Source organism: Marinisporobacter balticus, from assembly GCF_004345705.1.
GTDB lineage: Bacteria > Bacillota > Clostridia > Peptostreptococcales > Thermotaleaceae > Marinisporobacter > Marinisporobacter balticus.
This window is the reverse complement of record NZ_SLWV01000007.1, coordinates 90,948-111,483: the sequence shown is the minus strand read 5'-3', so window position 1 is coordinate 111,483 and position 20,536 is coordinate 90,948. Positions and strand designations below refer to the sequence as shown.

The window sequence follows — 20,536 nt, the reverse complement described above, 5'->3', positions numbered from 1 at the left end:
AAGAAGAAAGGGAGCAGAGTCTGTGAAAAAAGCATTTGGTGTTTTACAACAAGTAGGGAAAGCATTAATGTTACCTGTTGCATTATTACCTGCTGCAGGAATCATATTGGCATTAGGTGCTACATTACAAAATCCATTTTTATTAGAAAAAATACCATCGCTAGGAAGTGATACATGTCAATTAATCGCGAGCCTTATGCAGCAAACAGGTGGCGTTGTATTTGGAAACCTTCCATTGTTATTTGCAATCGGTGTAGCAGTAGGACTTGCAGGTGGAGAAGGTGTAGCAGGGATTGCTGCAACCATTGGATATTTAATTATGAACGTTACAATGGGTGTAATTATTCCAGTTATTAAACCTGAGTTAGCAGAAAATACGAGAGCTTTCACAGAAATTTTAGGAATTCCAACATTACAAACAGGTGTATTTGGTGGTGTGGTTGTAGGGACTATGGCAGCGAGTCTTTATAAAAAATATTACAATATTGAATTACCACCCTATTTAGGATTCTTTGCAGGAAAACGGTTCGTACCTATTATTACAGCAGTATCAGCCATATTATTAGGACTTGCAATGATTGTTATTTGGCCGCCAATCCAAGGTGGATTAAATACATTATCTCATTTAATGGTGGATACAAATAAAACATTATCTGCATTTATATTCGGTGTAATTGAGCGTTGGTTAATTCCATTTGGATTGCATCATATTTTCTATTCACCGTTTTGGTTTGAATTTGGAGAATATACGACAAAAGCTGGGGAATTAGTACGTGGAGATCAAGCAATATTCTTTAAACAATTAATAGATGGGGTACCTTTTACAGCAGGCACATTTATGACAGGGAAATTCCCATTCATGATGTTTGGTCTGCCAGGAGCAGCACTAGCAATGGTTCATGAAGCAAGACCTGAGAAGAAAAAGATTGTCGCAGGAATTATGGCATCAGCCGCCCTTACATCTTTCTTAACAGGGATTACAGAGCCCATTGAATTTACATTTTTATTCGTAGCGCCTTTATTATTTGGCGTACATGCATTGTTTGCAGGTTTATCATTTATGACGATGCATATATTAAATGTTAAAATAGGTATGACTTTCTCAGGGGGTGTAATTGATTACCTATTATTCGGTATATTACCAAATAGAACTGCTTGGTATTTAGTCATTCCAGTAGGGCTCATATTCTTTGTGATTTACTATTTTGGTTTTAGATTTGTAATTAGAAAATGGGATATTAAAACACCAGGACGTGAAGCTGATGATGAAGCAACTGTTGAAGCAGGAGATTTAGCTGTAAATGTACTAGAAGCGATGGGTGGATCTGAAAATATCAAAAACTTAGATGCATGTATTACACGTCTTCGTGTAAGTGTAAATGATAGCAAGAAAGTAGATAAAGCACGTCTTAAAAGCTTAGGGGCAGCAGGGGTTTTAGAAGTTGGAAACAATATTCAGGCGATATTCGGTCCAAAATCAGACCAACTAAAATCACAAATAAAAGATACAATGGCTGGTAAAGCGTCAAGCAAACCAACGAAAAAAGAGGAAAATATAGAAATAATAAAAGATAGAATGACAAAGAAAGACGCATTGGTTTCACCATTAAATGGAAAAATTTTAGCGTTAGAAGATGTACCAGATCAAGTATTCTCACAAAAAATGATGGGTGATGGATTTGCAATCGAGCCTACAGATGGAGAAGTGGTATCTCCAGTAGATGGTATCATTGAAACTGTATTCCCAACAAAACATGCAATAGGAATTGTCGCAGAAAATGGCCGTGAAATATTAATTCACGTTGGCATTGATACAGTAAATCTTAAAGGAAAAGGTTTTGAATCATTAGTAGTACAAGGTGAAACAGTGAAGATGGGACAACCAATACTTCGCGTAAACTTAAAACAAATAAAAGATCAAGTACCTTCTATGATTACACCTATTATCTTTATAAATTTATCTGAAAATGAAAAAGTTTCTTTTAAGGTAGGAACAAAGGTAGTATGTGGACAAAAGGATATCATTCATATCCAATAAAAATTTCAAGACGACAGGAAAAAACAGATCATTGTTGTAAATATATAGATTTATTCACTGAACATTTAATTTAGGGTCACGTACTTTTTATTATACGAGAAAGTACGGTTAAATAAAAGTTTTATAAAAATAGAGCAAGTATCACTAAATGAACTAAATACGAGGAGGCATACAAAAATGGAAAAAACAACAAAAATAATGAATACGTCAGGATTACATGCAAGACCAGCAAGTATTTTTGTAAAGATGGCGACTGGATTCACATCTGCTATAAATATTGAATTTAATGGAAAAAATGTAAATGCAAAATCTATCATGAATCTATTAAGCCTTGGACTAAAAAAAGATGATGAAATAAAAATCATTGCAAATGGAGAAGATGAAGTAGAAGCCGTTGAAGCTTTAGTTGGTTTAATCCATTCAAAATTTAGTGAATAGAAGGGAGGTTTCTAAAATATGTTATTTGGCAAAGGGGCTTCTGAAGGCATCGCATTAGGAAAAGTATTAATCATAAAAAATGACCCATTGGGGATAGAAAAAAAAAGGATTGAAGAGACAGAAAAAGAGAAAAATAAATTTTTAGAGGCAGTTAAGATTTCAAAAGATCAGCTAGGAAAGGTTAGAGACAAAGCTTCAAAAGAGTTAGGAATGGATAAAGCGGCTATTTTTGAAGCACATCTAATGATCTTAGAGGATCCAGAACTAATGGATGGCACGATTAATAAAATTGAAGCAGAAAAATTAAATGCAGATTACGCATTTAAACAAATTACGGATCAATTTATTGAGATTTTTGAAGCGATGGAAAATGCATATATGCGAGAAAGAGCGGCAGATATTAAGGATGTATCAGATCGTGTCCTTAGAAATATACGAGGAGAAAAGATTGTTGATTTATCAATTCTTGAGGAAGACGTTATACTTATTACAAATGATTTAACGCCTTCTGATACGGCTACCATGGATAAGGAAAAAGTACTTGGATTTTTAACAAATATTGGCGGAAATACATCCCATACAGCCATTATGGCTAGAAGCCTTGAAATCCCAGCAATTGTGGGATTAAAAGATATTACTGAAAGGATAAATTCATCCGATTTTATTGCATTCAACGGAAAAACGGGAGAGGTTGTAATCAATCCGAGTCATGAAGAGATTGAAAAGTATCAATCTCTAAAAATAGCTTATGAAAAAGAAAGGAAAGCTTTAGGACATGTAAAGGGAAAAGTAAGCAAAACAATAGATGGCAGAGAAGTTGAACTTGTAGGAAATATCGGAACGCCAAAAGATCTTTTAGGACTTAAGAAAAATGATGCAGAAGGGGTAGGTTTATATAGAACAGAGTTTATCTATATGAACAAAGAGACTTTTCCTACTGAAGAAGAGCAATTTGATGCTTATAAAGAAGTACTAGAAAGCTTAAATCCAAAGCCAGTAGTCATAAGAACCTTAGATATAGGTGGAGATAAGAAGCTTCCTTATTTGAAAATTGATGAAGAAATGAATCCTTTCTTAGGATATAGAGCGATTAGACTTTGTCTAAACGAAAAAAAGATTTTTGAAACACAATTGAGAGCACTTTTAAGAGCCAGTGTACATGGAAACCTTAAAATAATGTTTCCTATGATCTCAAGTTTAGAAGAACTTTTAGAGGTGAAACAAGTATTAAATGAAGTAAAGGCTGATTTAGATAAAGAAGGAATTGCGTATGCAGATAAAATTGAAGTAGGAATGATGATTGAGGTGCCGTCTGCTGCAATCATCAGTGATATTTTAGCAAAACATGTAAATTTCTTTAGTATTGGAACGAATGATTTGATACAATATACATGTGCAGTAGACAGAATGAATGAAAAAATCCATCATCTTTATAATCCGTTTCATCCAGGGGTTTTGAGACTCATTAAAATGGTTATTGATAATGGGCACAAGGAAAACATTTGGGTTGGTATGTGCGGGGAAATGGCAGGAGATCCAAGCATGATTCCAATATTACTTGGAATGGGATTAGATGAATTTAGTATGAGTCCTTCTGCAATATTACCCGCAAGAAATTTAATTCGAGCATGTAAATATGAAGATATGAAAAAAACTGCAGAAGCTGTATTAAGTATGGATACGGCAGAACAAATAGAAGATTATATGAAAAATTTAGAAAAATAGGGGCGTATTTATGGAAAATATTTATTTTGATTATTCCAATGCAGGGATAAAAAAGTATGAAATACAATATTTAAAAGAACCTACAAGAAAAGCCCATGAAGTGCTTCATGAAAAAACGGGCGCAGGAAATGACTTCTTAGGTTGGGTAGACTATCCTGTTACTTATGATCATAAAGAATTTGAAAAGATCAAAAGAGTGGCACAAGAAATAAAAAAAGATTCAGAAGTTTTTATTGTAATAGGCATAGGGGGTTCATACTTAGGCTCTAGAGCAGCTATTGAGGCGCTTACTCATTCTTTTTATAATCTATGTTCAGATGGACCTCAAATTTATTTTGCTGGAAACAATATTAGTGGTACTTATTTAAAACACTTAATGGAAGTCATTGAGGGAAAAGATATTAGTATAAATGTTATATCTAAATCTGGCACCACAACGGAACCTGCTATTGCCTTTAGAGTATTCAAATCTTATATGGAAGAAAAATACGGGAAAGAAAAGGCAAAAGAAAGAATTTATGCGACAACAGATCAAGAGAAAGGCGCTTTAAAGACATTAGCAGAAAAGGAAGGATATGAAACATTTGCGATTCCTGATGATGTGGGTGGAAGGTTTTCTATATTTACACCAGTAGGACTACTTCCTATCGCAGTGGCAGGACTTGATATAGATAAAATAATGGATGGAGCAAAAGAAGCAAAAGAATTGTATATGGAAGAAGATCTGGATAAAAATCTTTGTTATCAATATGCTGCTGTAAGAAATATACTTTATAGAAAAGGAAAAATAATAGAGGTTTTAGCAAACTATGAACCCGCCCTTCATTATATAGCCGAATGGTGGAAACAGCTCTATGGAGAAAGTGAAGGAAAGGATGGGAAAGGTATTTTCCCAGCAGCAGTAGATTTTTCTTCAGACCTTCATTCTATGGGACAATATTTACAAGATGGACGACGTGATTTATTTGAAACTGTTTTAAATATAGATTGTTCAAAGCTGGATATGGAAATAAAAGAAGAAGCAGAAGATTTGGATGGATTGAATTATCTAACCGGAAAAACAATGGACTTTGTAAATAAAAAAGCGTTTGAGGGAATACGCCTTGCCCATATAGATGGAGGGGTACCGAATCTTATCATAAGTATCCCGAAGATGGATGAATACTACTTTGGACAGCTTATTTATTTCTTCCAAAAGGCATGTGGGATCAGTGGCTATTTATTAGGGGTCAACCCTTTTGATCAGCCAGGGGTAGAAAGCTATAAGAAGAACATGTTTGCGTTGCTTGGAAAGCCCGGATATGAGGGATTAAGAGAAACATTAATGAAAAGAATATAGTGAAAAAATAATGATTTTAAGTAAATGTAAAAAATCAAAAGAAGAAATACGAGGAGGATCAAAATATGCTAGTAACAGGTAAAGCGATACTGCATCATGCGCATGAAAATGAATATGCGGTAGGGGCATTTAATGTAAATAATATGGAGCAGGTGCAAGCAATTATTGAAGCCGCAGAGGAAACAAAATCTCCTGTTATTATCCAAGCAAGTCAAGGAGGTCTTCAATATGCAGGAGTAGAATACATAGCACAAATGGCAAAAGTTGCAGCGGAAAAGGCTTCGGTTCCTGTGGCGATTCATTTAGATCATGGGACAGATTTTAAACAAATCATGCTATGTATAAGGAATGGATTTACTTCTGTCATGATTGATGGATCTCACTATGAGTTAGAAGAAAATATTCGTAAAACAAAACAAATTGTAGAAATGGCCCATGCGGTTGGGGTATCTGTTGAAGCAGAGCTTGGGAAAATTGGTGGGACAGAAGATGATATATCTGTAGATGAAAAAGATGCAACCTATACAGATCCAGATGAAGCAGAAAAATTTGTAGCGGAGACGGGGATAGATTCTTTAGCCATCGCTGTAGGAACAGCGCATGGACCATATAAGGGAGAGCCAAAACTTGATTTTGATAGAATTAAAATAATAAAAGAAAGATTAAACATGCCAATCGTGCTGCATGGATCCTCTGGTGTGCCAGAGGAAAGCATAAAAAAAGCAGTAAGTCTTGGGATCAATAAAATCAATATAGATACAGATATTCGAATGGTATTCCATAAAGCAGTGAAAGAATTTATTGCGAGCAACCCAGATACTTATGATCCAAGAAAAATTGTAGGACCAGCAAGAAAAGCGATGAAGGAAGTTATTGCAGAGAAAATGAACATGTTTGGATCAAGTGATAAAGCGTGGAAATAATTTCTTTAGGGGGATACGACATTGAAAGCAATAGGTGTTTTAACAAGTGGCGGAGATGCTCCAGGAATGAATGCAGCAATAAGAGCAGTCGTTCGATCAGGAATTTATAATAATATAAAAATAATGGGTATCCAAAGGGGATATAATGGACTGATCAATGGAGATATAAAAGAGATGGATCTATCTTCTGTTGCAGATATTATTCACAGAGGTGGAACCATGCTAAAAACCGCAAGATCTGAAGAATTCAGGACAGAAGAAGGAAGAAAAAAAGCTTTAAATGTGTTAAAAGTGTTCGGAATAGAAGGACTCGTTGTTATTGGTGGAGATGGCTCTTTTGCAGGAGCAGGCATGCTAAGTGAAGCAGGGATTAAAACCATTGGTATCCCAGGAACGATTGATAATGATTTAGCTTATACAGACTATACGATTGGTTTTGATACAACAGTAAATACAGTCCTGGATGCCATTAGTAAAATAAGGGATACATCAACATCCCATGGAAGAGCAAGTATTGTAGAAGTGATGGGAAGACATTGTGGAGATATTGCATTATACGCAGGCCTTGCAGGAGGGGCTGAGAGTATCATTGTACCAGAAGAAAGCTTTGAAATTGATGAAGTGTGTAAAAAACTAATTCAAGGAAGAAGTAGAGGAAAGCTGCATAGTATTATCATGCTATCAGAAGGGGTAGGAAATGCTTTTGAACTAGGGAAAGAAATAGAAGATGTAACAGGAATTGAAACAAAGGTAACCGTTCTTGGGCATATCCAAAGAGGTGGAAATCCTTCAGCATTTGATCGTATTCTTGCAAGTAAAATGGGTGCATATGCAGTGGAACTATTAATGAAGGGTCAATCAAGTAGCGTGATCGGTATGAAGCATAATCAATTAATGGACATGGATATTCATGAAGCACTGGCAGTAGAGAAAAAATTTGATAAAGATATGTATGCATTAACCAAAATCCTTTCTATATAAAAATAAATGTAAGCATAGCTATAGGTTTGTTGCAAGGATATTAAACAAATTATGTCGGAAAATGTTTTATTTATAGAGAAAAAATTATAACTATTGACAAACAAAATAACGAGCGTTATTATATATAATAACGCTCGTTATTTTGTTTTATAAGTAGCGTGTAAGTTGATTTTTCTTAGGCATAAAAAAAATAACCTTCTGATATTGGGAAGAGAGTTAAATTATTTTTAATATGTTTAAGTGTGCGCACATTGCTTATATGTAAGCGATGAAACAATGCAAAAACTATTTAAATTAAGAAACGATAGAAATAGGAAAGGTTATACAGAAAAATAAAGAGTTAATATATAAATCGGGTATATTTAATGTGAACAGGAAGGGAGCGTGAGATCGAAAAAAAATGATAGAAGATGGAAATATTACAAAGAAGAAAATATTAGAAACAGCTTTAAGGTTGTTTTCGAAAAATGGATTTAGCGCCACATCTGTACGGCAAATATGTAGAGAAGCAGGATTTCGTGAAAGTGTCATCTACAATCATTTTGCTTCAAAGTATGATATCTTAAGAATTATATTTTTGATTGAAGTTGATTCGGTGCGTAATGAGTTTTTTAGAGAAGTAGACATTGAAATGATGCAAAAAAATCCGAAGGACGTATTATATTTAATTGCCGACCGAATCATGATTTATGCAAATGATGAAAATCGGGCAAGATTCCTAAGAGTCATTATGATGGAAATGTTTCGAGATTCTAGAGCAAAAAAACTGATCAAAGAAGATGTTTTTGAAAATGGGAAAGTGATGTTGAAAGAAATTTTTTTACAAATGATGAAAGCGGGTATCATCAAAGAAAAAGATCCACAAATCCTTGCGAATGAATTTTTAGGACCTTTGATTTTTTTTAACTTAGAGCATCTTCTTAGAAATTCAAGTAATGAAAATATAACCTTTCGGCATAATCTAATACAAGAACATATTGATTTTTTTTGGGAAAAAATAAAGACAAATTAATAGGAGAAATAGGGGGACTATGAGAATGAAAAGGGTTCTCAATGTGGGACTTGATATTGGGTCGACCACAGTGAAGATAGTTGTTTTAGATAAAGGAGCAGATGTTCTTTACAAAAGATATGTAAGACATTTTTCAGATATAAAAAATACAGTTATAAGCATATTTGAAGATGCAAAATCTATCTTACAAGGGAATTTTGTAACAGCAATGATCACAGGCTCAGGAGGACTAAATATTGCAAATAAGCTTGAGATCCCATTTATTCAAGAAGTAATTGCTTGTACCCATACCATAAAGAATTTAATCCCATCTACAGATGTAGCCATAGAACTTGGAGGAGAAGATGCAAAGATTACTTATTTAGGAGAATCCATTGAACAAAGAATGAATGGCACTTGTGCTGGGGGGACAGGTGCATTTATCGATCAAATGGCAGCACTACTTAGAACAGATGCTTCTGGACTTAATCAGTTGGCGGGAAAGCACAAAACCATTTATCCTATTGCATCACGGTGTGGTGTTTTTGCAAAGACAGATATTCAGCCTCTATTAAATGAAGGCGCTGCAAAAGAGGACATTGCTGCATCTGTCCTTCAGGCTGTTGTAAATCAGACTATTAGTGGACTAGCGCAGGGAAGAGCTATTAAAGGAAATATTGCATTTTTAGGTGGACCGCTACATTTTTTATCAGAGCTTAGAGCTCGTTTTATAGATACATTAAAGATTGAGGAGAAAAAAGTTATATTTCCAGATGATTCTCAATACTTTGTAGCCATAGGGGCAGCGCTATCCTCTATGGGGGAAAATCCACAGCCATTTGAGGGTTTGCATGAAAGAGTACCAAATCTTTATATGAAAAACAATGAAGAGAATAAAAAGATTGCGCCGTTATTTTTAAATGATGAGGAATATAAAGCATTCAAAGAAAGACATGCATTACATAAAGTGAGGAAAGTAGAGATCGAAAATTATTCGGGTAAAGCTTTCTTAGGCATTGATGCAGGATCTACTACAACGAAGATTGCTTTGATAGATAAAGACGGAGGATTACTTTATTCTTATTATGGAAGCAATATGGGTAAACCCTTAACATCTACAATCTATGCATGTAAAGAAATGTATCAAAAGATGAATAAAAATATAGAAATCATAAATGCTGGTGTTACAGGGTACGGAGAGCATTTAATAAAAGCAGCGCTTAAAATTGATATAGGAGAAATAGAAACAGTTGCCCATTATAAGGCTGCAGACTTCTTCCTTCCAGGTGTAGATTTTGTACTTGATATTGGTGGACAGGATATGAAGAGTCTTAAGATTCATAATGGCTCCATTGACTCTATTATGTTAAATGAAGCATGTTCTTCAGGGTGTGGCTCATTTATCGAAACCTTTGCAAATTCACTGAATATAGATGTAAAAGATTTTGCACAAGAAGCAATAAGATCAAAAAATCCAGTAGATCTTGGAACACGTTGTACTGTATTTATGAATTCAAGAGTAAAGCAGGCACAAAAGGAAGGTGGAGAGGTTTCCGACATATCAGCTGGAATATCTGTTTCTGTTATAAAAAATGCTTTATATAAAGTAATAAGACTTAGAAACCCAAAGGATTTAGGAGAAAAAATTGTTGTACAAGGGGGTACCTTCTATAATGATGCAGTACTGAGATCTTTAGAGAAAATTATAGGGAAAGAAGTGGTTCGACCAGATATTGCAGGAATCATGGGGGCATTTGGTGTAGCATTGATTGCAAGAGAACGATCAGAAGAAGGAAAAAAGAGTAATCTTCTAAAAGAGGATGAAATGAATATATTTAAAACAGAAAATTCTATGAAACGTTGTGGCTTTTGCGGGAATCATTGTATGATCACAATCAATCATTTTTCTGATGGAAGAGAATATATTTCTGGCAATCGATGTGAAAGAGGTGCTGGCATTGAGAAAGAACAAAATCTTATGCCTGATCTCTATGAATATAAATATAATCGGATATTTCACTATAAACCTTTACCTAAAGAACTGGCAAAAAGGGGCATTATAGGTATACCAAGAGTTTTAAATATGTATGAAGATTATCCATTTTGGTTTACATTTTTTAACCAGTTGGGATATCGGATCGTATTATCAGGTCGTTCATCGAAAAATATTTATGAATTAGGTATGGAAACGATACCATCAGAATCTGTATGTTATCCAGCAAAACTTGTACATGGACATGTAATGGATTTAATTCATAGAGGGGTAAAAAAGATATTCTACCCATGTATTCCATACAATAAAAAAGAAGATAAAGAAGCGGGAGATCATTACAATTGTCCAGTGGTTACTTCTTATGCTGAAACCATCTATGCGAATGTAGATACTTTAAAAGAAAATGATATTGTTTTTTTAAAGCCATTTTTACCAATGGATCATCCAAAGCGGATGGAGAGGCGGTTAATTGAAAGCTTAGCATCAGAAGATATTCCAAAGAGAGAGATTGTAGATGCATTAAAATTGGCATATAAAGAGCTTGATCAGTACAAAAATGATGTACGGAAACAAGGAGAAGAAACCCTTAAATATTTAGAAGAAAATAATTTAAAAGGCATTGTATTAGCAGGTAGACCCTACCATATAGATCCAGAGATTCATCATGGGATTCCTAAGATGATTCAATCTTTAGGATTTGCAGTGCTCTCAGAAGATGCCATTTGCCACTTAGAAAAACCTGAAAGACCACTTCGTGTGGTAGATCAATGGGTATATCACTCAAGACTGTATGCAGCTACAACTTTTGTTGCAAAAAAGAAGCATTTAGAAATTGTCCAACTCAATTCTTTTGGATGTGGACTTGATGCTATTACCACTGATCAAATTCAAGAGATTTTAGAGGGGTATGGGAAAATCTATACGGTTTTAAAGATTGATGAAATTAATAATCTTGGGGCAGTAAGAATTCGAATACGTTCGTTGATTGCAGCTATACAGGAAAGAGATAAGCGAAATTTTGAGCCTAAAAAAATATATGAAAACGGTCAAAAAATATTATTTACAAAAGATATGAAAAAAAAGCATACAATTTTAGTCCCACAGATGTCACCAATTCATTTTCAATTTTTAGACATTGGATTTAAAAAGGCAGGGTATCATATTGAAATACTAGAAACAGTAAACAATTTAGCGATTGATGAAGGACTAACCTATGTAAATAATGATGCCTGTTATCCAGCCATTATTACAATTGGACAAATTATGGAGGCTTTAAAATCAGGAAAATATGATTTGAATAATACTTCTGTAATGATTTCACAAACAGGTGGAGGATGTAGAGCGACTAACTATGTTGCATTTATCAGAAAGGCACTAAAGGATGCAGGGATGAATCATGTACCTGTTATTTCACTCAATGCATCAGGACTTGAGAAAAATCCTGGATTTAAGGTAACACCCCCTATAATCAATCATTTAATGATGGGTATTGTATATGGAGATCTTTTAATGCGGGTATTATTAAAAGTAAGACCTTATGAAAAAATAAAAGGATCAGCAAACAAGCTTTATGAAGATTGGGTCGTAAAATGCAAAAAAACTTTAATGTCAGGTGGAAGAAGATGTTTTAAAGAAAATATCAAAAGAATTGTTGAAGATTTTGACTATTTACCCTTATATGAAAATTTAGTCAAACCAAAGATTGGTGTAGTTGGAGAAATACTTGTGAAATTTCATCCAACTGCCAATAACAATGTAGTGGATTTCTTAGAATCAGAGGGCGCTGAAGTCGTTGTACCTGATTTAATCGATTTTCTACTTTATTGTTCTTTTGATCATAAAATAAAGTATGAACAATTATCAGGAAGCTTTATCAGTATGTTTTTAGGGGATATGACGATACGGGGGATAGAATTTTATAGAAAAGAGTTGAAAGTAGCATTAGAACAAAGCAAGCGATTTGAACCACCAAAAAGGATCGATACACTTGCAAAAAGTGCAAAAAAACATTTATCCTTATGTAATCAAACGGGAGAAGGATGGTTTTTGACAGCTGAGATGATTGAACTCATTGAAAGCGGTACACAAAATGTTCTTTGCCTACAACCCTTTGCATGTCTGCCGAATCACATTACAGGAAAGGGCATGATCAAAGAATTAAGAAGAAGCTATCCAAAAGCAAATATTGTACCGATAGACTATGACCCAGGGGCGAGTGAAGTGAATCAAATCAATCGGATCAAACTAATGCTTTCAGTGGCATTTGAAAATATAAATAAAGAGGACGCTTTGGCTTTTACAGAATAAATTAGTCTACACAAAGAGATCTCATAAGAGGTCGCTTTGTGATGTTATGAAGAAAGGAATGAGATTATGGAGATTAAGCACGTTGGAAAAAGAGGCATACTTTTCACATTTTTTGAACTTGAAAATTCTAGATACGATTGTGTAACCAACGTATATGCAATCAAAGGAAATCAGTATTTCTTTATTTGTGATACGTATTTAGGACCGTATTTTATGAAAAAGGTTAAGCAATATCTTGAATCGAATTTTGGAAAAAAGAAATATATTATATTTAACTCCCATAGTCATTGGGATCACATTTGGGGGAACAGTGCGTTTGATAACTGCATGATTATAGCGCATGAAAAATGTAAAGACTTAATAGAAAAAAATGCGCAAGATGAATTAATTGAAAATGCTGAACGATTCGCAAAGGAAAATATACATATAGTTTTACCAAATATTACTTTTGAAAAAAAGATCACGTTTGAGGAGGAAGGGCTAGAATTTTTTTATAGTCCGGGACATACAGAAGATTCAGCATCGTGTTACGATTATATAAGTAATACGCTCTTTGTTGGAGATAACATAGACAACCCTATTCCAAGTTGTATATGTTGGAATGAATTAAAAAAATATAAGGATACATTAGAACAATATAGTAAAATTGGGGCAGATATTATCGTACAAAGTCATGGAGATCTTAACGATAAAGAAGTAATAAGAAAAAATATAGCGTATATTTCTAAATTGATGACAAATGAAAAAATAGCGTTTGATGACAAAGACGTGTTGAAGAAACATTTGAAAAATATAGAGTATTTAAGACAAATAGGTATATGTTGAACCGTTAATGAAAATATTGATAAAATATATATTGTAACAAAAGTGTATATATGCTAATATACATCATAAGAACTAATTTTATCCTAAAATATATCCTGAAAAGTAAATATTTGTTAATAAGTGCCTATAGAAGTATAGGTGAAAAGGGAAACAGGTGAAAATCCTGTGCGGTGCCGCCGCTGTAATAGGGAAGTCTTTACGAATAACCACTGGGAAACTGGGAAGGTAGTAAAGATGATGATCCTTAAGCCAGAAGACCTGCTTATAAACACGAACACATAATCGCTACGGGTCATAGGGAGGTGTATAGAAATAAGCTTTTTGAAAAAAGCCCATATTTTGTATGAAACCTCTCTATTTGAGAGGTTTTTTTAATGAAAAGAATGGAGGTGACGAAGAATGTGGATTGTGTTTTTGAACATGTTATTTGCTCTTTTTATACTAAGCATCAAAACAGGAATCATTTTAGGGACATCTTGTGCGAGTAGAAAAAATATGGCGCTGATCAGTTTTAGTTTTGCTTGTATTTTGTATGCGGGAAGTGTTTTTCTTACGCATTATACAAAAATAATTGCTGGTTTTATTGATCAATATACATTTATAGGATCTATGCTTTTATCTGTATTTTTGATTTATTTAGGATTACATGTTGACGCAGGTGAAAGCGGACAGATTAAGCATAAAATCCTTGCTTATTTACCTTGTCCGTTTTGCCTCTTAGCGATGGCGATTAGTGTAATGCTTACAAAAGTGCAGTTAAAAAGAAATGATCAGCTACTGGAAATAGGTGTAGCTATTTTATTTTTTGTATTTATTTTTTTGATTGCTACTGGAATGAAGTGGGTGATTTATCGCTTTAAGGTAAATCCGATGAATATTTTTAATGGCATATTACTTTTTTTAGGAATTCTTACTTTACTTCTAGGATTATTCATTCCTAATTATGTAAATGCCGCGAAAATGTGTTTTTCACCCATAAAAGTAGATTCATTGAAAATTTTAGGAATCGTTTTTTCAGGACTATTAGGGGTAATCAGTATGGGGTTTATTCATTATAAAATACAAAATTAAAGGAGGACATAAAATTGAACATTCCATGTTCGGAAGCTTTAACGACGATTTTACATGCGATCGCACAAAGCTTTTTAATCCCAGTAATTGTGGGACTATTATTGATGGTTATATTTATTTTTTTGGAGCTTGGACATTTTATTGGGGAGAGGCAAAAAAGAAAAGAAAACAAAAAAACAGAGTTAGTGGAAGTGTTTTGTCAGGTACAAGATGATGTTTGGAAAAAAAACAATCTTTGTCAAGTCGTAGAAAAAAGTGGATTATCTAAAAGACAAAAAGAAATTATTTTTGATTATATTGAAAAAGCAAATATAGACAAGTATTCAAGAAAGGCTTTGGCTATAGATATTTTAGATCAAGAAGAAGTAAGAATCAAAAACATATTAAACAAAACAGATTTAATTACAAAGATAGGGCCTGTATTAGGGCTTATGGGTACATTAATCCCATTAGGGCCAGGACTTGGGCAGCTTGGACAAGGAGATGTAGCAGGTCTTTCTGAATCAATGATTATTGCGTTTGATACGACAGTGGTAGGCGTTGCTGTGGGCGCTTTTGCATCTGTTATATCTAAAATAAGAAGAGGCTGGTACCAAAAAGATTTAAACCGTATGGAAGTGTTATTAGAACTCATTGATGGAGGGGAAGAAGTTGTTGAGGAACAGGAAAAGAAGAATGTTAGAAGAACAGGAAACTGACCCTTTATCAGGAATGGCAAATTTGATGGATGTAATGATGGTATTTTGCTGTGGACTGATGGTTGCATTGGTTCTTTCTTGGAATCTTCAAAGTGTTATTTTTAAGCAAAAGACACCAGAGGAAAGACAAAGAATGCAACAAAGACTTCAGCAGATTATGGAGGTGGATAAAGGAAAAGAATTAAAAGAGATTCCTGATTTTCAAGATGGATCAGGAGAAGGGTTTAGTGAAATGGGTACGGTATTTCAAGATCCTAAAACAGGAAAACTCATTTTGATTGAAGGAGATGTGAAAAAAAATAAATAAAGGTGGGAAAAAAATGAAAAGATCTTATAAATCTTTTATAAGCTTTATGATTTTATTTACGATGATTTTAGGCATGAGTACACCTTTTGCGTGTGCACAAGGGGCTACAAAAGTAGTTTTAATTCTGGGAAGTGATAGTTATATTGCTTCAATAGCCCAAGCTTATGGAGAGCTTAAGGATGAATATCCGCTAGATTTAAAAATAATCAGCACAACCAATGCAGATGGATCAGAAGTAAGAGAAGACTTAAAGGATGCAAATATTGCATTGCTGGAAATGATTGGTTCACAAGGAATTGATGTTTTAGGACCTGTTATAAAAGATGTCGGGACCTCTTCTCCTATGTATATTACAAGAAGTAGTGATTTTAGCAGTGAATATCCTAATCTAGATTATAGTAAGGACGAGGAATTAAAATCCTACTTCGTAAATGGTGGCGTAGAGAATATGAAAAGACTCCTACTTTATTTAGCAAAGATAGGAGGAATGGAAGTAAATGAATCTATAAAAACAGTTACGATGCCAGATCGATTTATTTATCATCCAGATGCAGAAAAAATTTCTTTGGATGCAGACAATTTCTATCGAACGATGCAAGAAGCTTTTCAAAATGATCCATCGAATATTGGGCTAATTACAAATGATGTACATCATACAGTTTGTCAAACGGTATATGGAGCTGTTTATGAAGAAAATTTAAATCTTTTACAAGAATTAGTAAAAGAAAATGTAGTAGATGCAGTTTATGAAAAAGATTGGGAAGATCTACTTGCATCTTTTGAGAATTCAGATGATTTTTTAAAGACTGTAACAGACGCAGTTTATGAAAATGGTGATTTATCAAAAACAGCAAGGACTATAGATGCAGCTTACCATGCATTAAAAAGCCAAAAAAGTGTGACAGCAGATGATCTATACAACTTGATTATGCATCAATTAAAGGGCACTGAGGATACTGTACGCGTTGAAAAAATAAAACAAAGTATCCTAAAAGAACCTACTATGCCAGGGGCATTTCAAAATTTAAAAGCCTACAAGGCTTGGTATAAAATAAGTAATCATCAAAAGGAAAATGAACCATGGATTGGAATCAGCACCTATAATAGTGCCTTTAAAAATGATGATATAGAAATGTATAAAGCACTTTTAAAAGAATTAGAAGAAAATAATGCAAATGTCATATTATCTTTTACAGATAGTAAAAGAGAAGAATTAATAAAAGAATTTTATATAGAGAATAATCAATGCAATATAGATGTGTATATAGCAGGATTGGGATTTAATTTTAGTAGTGCGGAACTTGAAAAAGTAGAAAAAGCAGTAGAACTTTTCAAAACCTTAAATATCCCGATCATTACACCTGTATATAGTAGTGATTTAGATGATTGGGAAAATAATCCTGCTGGTATATCCAAAGAACTATACTGGCAAGTTGTATTACCTGAATTAGAGGGAAGAATTGAACCGATATTTATGGGAGGAACAAAGGAAGTAGGGAAAGACCCAATAACAGGAGCGGCGATCCTTAAAAAAGCCCCTATTGATTATAATATAAAAAGGCTTAGTGGACGCGTGCTTTCTTGGGCAAATTTAAGAAATAAAGAAAATGAAGAGAAAAAAATAGCGCTCGTTTACTACAATCATGATGGCGGAAAAGATGGCATCAAAGCATCTTACTTAAATGTAATAGAAAGTGCAGAAAATATATTAGAAGCATTAAAACAAGAAGGATATACAATAGATGGAAATACCGATGCAAAAAGTTTGGAAGAGATGATTCAAAGACAAGGAAGAAATGTGGGGAGTTGGGCACCAGGAGAAATGGAAAAGCTTTTACAAGAAGATGTTTTAACCATTCCTGTAGGTGAATATATAAAATGGTATGAAAAGCTTCCTCAAAGCTTAAAAGATGCAGTAGAAAAAGAATGGGGACCAGCTCCTGGGAATGTAATGGTTGTAGATGGAAAAATGATCATCCCAGGAATGAAAATGGGAAATGTATTTGTAGGACCACAGCCAATGAGAGGATGGGGAGATGATCCAAGTAAGATTGCCCATTCAGGAACAGTTCCACCACCGCATCAATATATCGCCTTTTATTTTTGGCTTCAAAATGAATTTAAAGCAGATGCAGTGATTCATTTAGGAACGCATGGGACATTAGAGTGGCTGCCTGGAAAAAGTGTAGGGATGGGAGAAAAAGATTGGCCAGATCAATTGATTGGAAATATGGTCAATATTAACCCTTATATTATGAACAATCCAGGAGAAGGAACGCAAGCAAAAAGAAGAGGATATGCAGTGATTATTGATCATTTAACGCCTCCAATGATTCAGCCAGAACTTTATGGAGATTTGGTTGAGTTGCAAAACCTTGTAGTAAGTTACTTAGATGAAATGAAAAAGAACAATGAAAAAAGAGCTTTAGAACTTCAAAAACAAATTGTTGGAATGGTAAAAGCAAATCATATTGATCAAGAAATCAATTTAAGTCTTGAAACAAACTTTTATGAATCAGCAGAAGAACTTCATGAATATCTTGAAGAACTTGCAACAGAATTAATGCCTTATGGATTACATACGCTAGGGATATCACCTAAAGGAGATTTGTTTGACCAAATGGTAGATTCTATTATTGCATATGATAAAAGTCGTGAAAGTGATCGAGAAAATATAGAAAGAAATCTAGGAATGGCAAGTCAAGAAATCTTAAATTTAATCTGTGCATTAAATGGAGAATATATTGAGCCAGGTCCATCAAGAGATCCTATAAGAGTACCTGATGCGATGCCTACTGGAAGAAACTTTGCAACATTTGATCCTAGACAAATTCCTGATAAAGCTGCGTGGGAAACAGGTAAAAAAGCTGCAGATGATCTTTTGGAAAGATATAAACAAGAAACAGGGAAATACCCTGATTCAGTAGGGGTTGTATTATGGGCAATTGAAACGATGAGAACAAATGGAGAAAGTGTTGGAATGATTTTAAGACTCATAGGAACAGAGCCTGTATGGAATACAAAAGGAAATGTGAGTGCTGTAAAAATAACACCGATAGAAGAATTAGGAAGACCTCGTGTAGATGCAGTCGTAAGTATATCAGGACTATTTAGAGATACTTTTTCAAATACAGCAGAGGTTTTAGATGAAGCTTTTAGACAGGTAGCAAAATTAGATGAAAGCCATGATCAAAACCATATTAAAAAACATTATGATCAAATATTTGATCAATTAAAAGAAAAAGGAGTAAGTGAAGAAGAAGCAGATGCATTAGCAGGAGCTAGAATATTTGGAGATGCACCAGGAACCTATGGGACAGGCGTGTCTACTTTAGCAGAAACAACAAGTGCTTGGGAAACACAAGAGGATCTTGTAGATACTTATATGAACCGAATGTCTTATATTTATGGAAAAGGTATTTATGGGAAAGAAGCAAAGGATGTATTTAAAGAAGTGCTTAAAAATGTAGATGTGGTTACGCAAATAAGAGACTCTTTATGGGGAACGATGGATAATGATGATGTTGCGCAATATTTGGGAGGACTTAGACTTGCTGCAAAAGCTGCATCAGGAAAAGATATAAAAACTTTTATTATCAATACAAGGCAAGCAGGAGATCCTAAAATTCAAAGTTTATCTGAATTTATTGCGACAGAATTAAGAACAAGGATTTTAAATCCAAAATGGCTAGAAGGAATGTTAAAGGAAGGCTATGCAGGAAGTGCGGAAATAGCAAAACATATAGGAAATATGTTTTTGATGGATGCAACTTTGGATGCGATTGATGATTATCAATGGAAAAATGTAGCGGATACCATTATATTAGATGAAAAAATAAGAGCGCAATTAGATCCTTATATGATTCAATCTATCATTGGATGGCAAATGGAAGCTGCAAGAAGAGATATGTGGAAAGCGGATGAAGAAACGATGAAAAAGATTGCTGATGTTTATATAAAAAATGCAGTAGAATATGGCGTAGTATGTTGCCACCATACTTGTGGAAATGTAAAGGTAAATGAACTTGCAGCAAGCTTTTCTACCCTTGATCAGGATACAATGAAAAAATTTGAAAGTATATTTAAAGATGCTACAAATAAAGATATTGATATAGATACTTCTAAAGACCAGCAAGTCCCAAGCTCTTCATCATCATCTAGTAAAGATAAACAAAAACAAGAGGAAGTAAAAAAAGAGATAAAAATAGAAGATATTTCTCAAGTAAAAGAAGAAGTAAAAGATGTACCCAAAGAGAATATAAAAGAAGAAATACAAAAACAACAAAGTCCTTTATCCACTACAGAACCAGTAAAACAAGAAGCGACCCCTGTACAAAAAGGAGTAGCAAAAGAAAATATAGATCAATCAGTCAATACAACTGTTGTAGGGGCAAATCAAAAAATTGAAAAAGCAACAGGACAAAGTAGTGTGGGAAACAAAAAAGAAGCAGTAAAGGAAGAAAATCAAGAAGAGGCACAAGAAACTGCTGTAAAAGCTTATGAAATAGAGAAAAAAGAACCTAAAAAGGGTGGGAATAATGGTGTAGCCTTACCAGCTATTGGCATAGGTTTAGGATTTGTAGGATTAGTAATAAGAGGATATATGAGAAGAAAAAAATATTAAAAAATAAACAGGGGCAGATAATGAAGGGATATAGGGATAGGTTTACTGTCCTTATGTCCCTTTTTTAAAGAGAATGGATATAGCAGGAGAAAATAAGGTGTTGATTGGAAATATTGAGACAGAAGCTATGGAGTTATATAAAATGGATTTAAATGGTGAAAACAGTGTGAAATTGGACAATGGTAGCGTACATGGTATAAGTGTTTTGGAGGATAGATCATATATACTTAGAATAATTGTTGCAAAAACCATATGTTTAGTGTAAAATTACACCAA

The 20,536-nt window shown here is 33.9% G+C and carries 14 protein-coding genes and 1 riboswitch; all 14 genes read left to right on the top strand.

What is annotated here, in order from left to right; genetic code table 11:
* The first annotated feature begins 22 nt into the window (after nucleotides 1-22).
* The 14 genes from ptsG (at nucleotide 23) to EV214_RS07270 (ending at nucleotide 20,525) form a co-directional block, all read left to right on the top strand.
* Nucleotides 23-2,038, top strand: a complete 2,016-nt coding sequence (ptsG, locus tag EV214_RS07335) for a glucose-specific PTS transporter subunit IIBC (RefSeq protein ID WP_132244259.1) — start codon at nucleotides 23-25, stop codon at nucleotides 2,036-2,038.
* A gap of 177 nt (nucleotides 2,039-2,215) precedes the next feature.
* A complete protein-coding gene (locus tag EV214_RS07330) occupies nucleotides 2,216-2,476 on the top strand; it encodes an HPr family phosphocarrier protein (RefSeq protein ID WP_132244257.1) in 261 nt (86 codons plus the stop codon).
* An 18-nt stretch (nucleotides 2,477-2,494) separates the two neighbouring features.
* Nucleotides 2,495-4,201, top strand: coding sequence for a phosphoenolpyruvate--protein phosphotransferase (ptsP, locus tag EV214_RS07325; protein ID WP_132244255.1), 1,707 nt, complete (start codon nucleotides 2,495-2,497; stop codon nucleotides 4,199-4,201).
* 10 nt (nucleotides 4,202-4,211) lie between these two features.
* Nucleotides 4,212-5,540 carry a glucose-6-phosphate isomerase gene (locus tag EV214_RS07320; RefSeq protein ID WP_132244253.1) on the top strand — a complete coding sequence of 443 codons (1,329 nt, stop codon included), beginning with the start codon at nucleotides 4,212-4,214 and terminating at the stop codon, nucleotides 5,538-5,540.
* 65 nt (nucleotides 5,541-5,605) lie between these two features.
* Nucleotides 5,606-6,463 carry a class II fructose-1,6-bisphosphate aldolase gene (locus EV214_RS07315; RefSeq protein ID WP_132244251.1) on the top strand — a complete coding sequence of 286 codons (858 nt, stop codon included), beginning with the start codon at nucleotides 5,606-5,608 and terminating at the stop codon, nucleotides 6,461-6,463.
* Nucleotides 6,464-6,484: 21 nt separating this feature from the next.
* Complete coding sequence (pfkA, locus tag EV214_RS07310) at nucleotides 6,485-7,444, top strand: 6-phosphofructokinase (protein WP_132244249.1); 960 nt, start codon at nucleotides 6,485-6,487, stop codon at nucleotides 7,442-7,444.
* A gap of 400 nt (nucleotides 7,445-7,844) precedes the next feature.
* The gene (locus tag EV214_RS07305) at nucleotides 7,845-8,456 is read left to right on the top strand and encodes a TetR/AcrR family transcriptional regulator (RefSeq protein ID WP_132244247.1); all 612 of its coding nucleotides are present in this window, start codon (nucleotides 7,845-7,847) and stop codon (nucleotides 8,454-8,456) included.
* 25 nt (nucleotides 8,457-8,481) lie between these two features.
* Nucleotides 8,482-12,735, top strand: a complete 4,254-nt coding sequence (locus EV214_RS07300) for a 2-hydroxyacyl-CoA dehydratase (RefSeq protein ID WP_132244245.1) — start codon at nucleotides 8,482-8,484, stop codon at nucleotides 12,733-12,735.
* A 66-nt stretch (nucleotides 12,736-12,801) separates the two neighbouring features.
* A complete protein-coding gene (locus EV214_RS07295; protein WP_132244243.1) occupies nucleotides 12,802-13,560 on the top strand; it encodes an MBL fold metallo-hydrolase in 759 nt (252 codons plus the stop codon).
* Nucleotides 13,561-13,661: 101 nt separating this feature from the next.
* A riboswitch (cobalamin riboswitch) is annotated at nucleotides 13,662-13,840 on the top strand.
* A gap of 119 nt (nucleotides 13,841-13,959) precedes the next feature.
* Entirely contained in the window at nucleotides 13,960-14,631 is a 672-nt protein-coding gene (locus EV214_RS07290) for a DUF2162 family putative transporter (RefSeq protein ID WP_132244241.1), read from the top strand.
* Between the two features lie 14 nt (nucleotides 14,632-14,645).
* Entirely contained in the window at nucleotides 14,646-15,329 is a 684-nt protein-coding gene (locus tag EV214_RS07285) for a MotA/TolQ/ExbB proton channel family protein (protein WP_132244239.1), read from the top strand.
* Complete coding sequence (locus EV214_RS07280; RefSeq protein WP_243116586.1) at nucleotides 15,286-15,636, top strand: DUF2149 domain-containing protein; 351 nt, start codon at nucleotides 15,286-15,288, stop codon at nucleotides 15,634-15,636. The genes EV214_RS07285 and EV214_RS07280 overlap by 44 nt, the downstream gene beginning before the upstream one ends.
* 13 nt (nucleotides 15,637-15,649) lie before the next feature.
* Nucleotides 15,650-20,260, top strand: coding sequence for a cobaltochelatase subunit CobN (locus tag EV214_RS07275; RefSeq protein WP_132244235.1), 4,611 nt, complete (start codon nucleotides 15,650-15,652; stop codon nucleotides 20,258-20,260).
* Between the two features lie 97 nt (nucleotides 20,261-20,357).
* Nucleotides 20,358-20,525, top strand: a complete 168-nt coding sequence (locus EV214_RS07270) for a hypothetical protein (protein WP_165916292.1) — start codon at nucleotides 20,358-20,360, stop codon at nucleotides 20,523-20,525.
* Nucleotides 20,526-20,536 lie beyond the last annotated feature (11 nt).

Coding starts and splice junctions, on each gene's coding strand:
- EV214_RS07290 (WP_132244241.1), top strand. CDS start 13,960: ATGTGGATTGTGTTTTTGAACATGTTATTTGCTCTTTTTATACTAAGC.
- EV214_RS07320 (WP_132244253.1), top strand. CDS start 4,212: ATGGAAAATATTTATTTTGATTATTCCAATGCAGGGATAAAAAAGTAT.
- EV214_RS07315 (WP_132244251.1), top strand. CDS start 5,606: ATGCTAGTAACAGGTAAAGCGATACTGCATCATGCGCATGAAAATGAA.
- EV214_RS07300 (WP_132244245.1), top strand. CDS start 8,482: ATGAAAAGGGTTCTCAATGTGGGACTTGATATTGGGTCGACCACAGTG.
- EV214_RS07305 (WP_132244247.1), top strand. CDS start 7,845: ATGATAGAAGATGGAAATATTACAAAGAAGAAAATATTAGAAACAGCT.
- ptsP (WP_132244255.1), top strand. CDS start 2,495: ATGTTATTTGGCAAAGGGGCTTCTGAAGGCATCGCATTAGGAAAAGTA.
- EV214_RS07275 (WP_132244235.1), top strand. CDS start 15,650: ATGAAAAGATCTTATAAATCTTTTATAAGCTTTATGATTTTATTTACG.
- EV214_RS07295 (WP_132244243.1), top strand. CDS start 12,802: ATGGAGATTAAGCACGTTGGAAAAAGAGGCATACTTTTCACATTTTTT.
- EV214_RS07330 (WP_132244257.1), top strand. CDS start 2,216: ATGGAAAAAACAACAAAAATAATGAATACGTCAGGATTACATGCAAGA.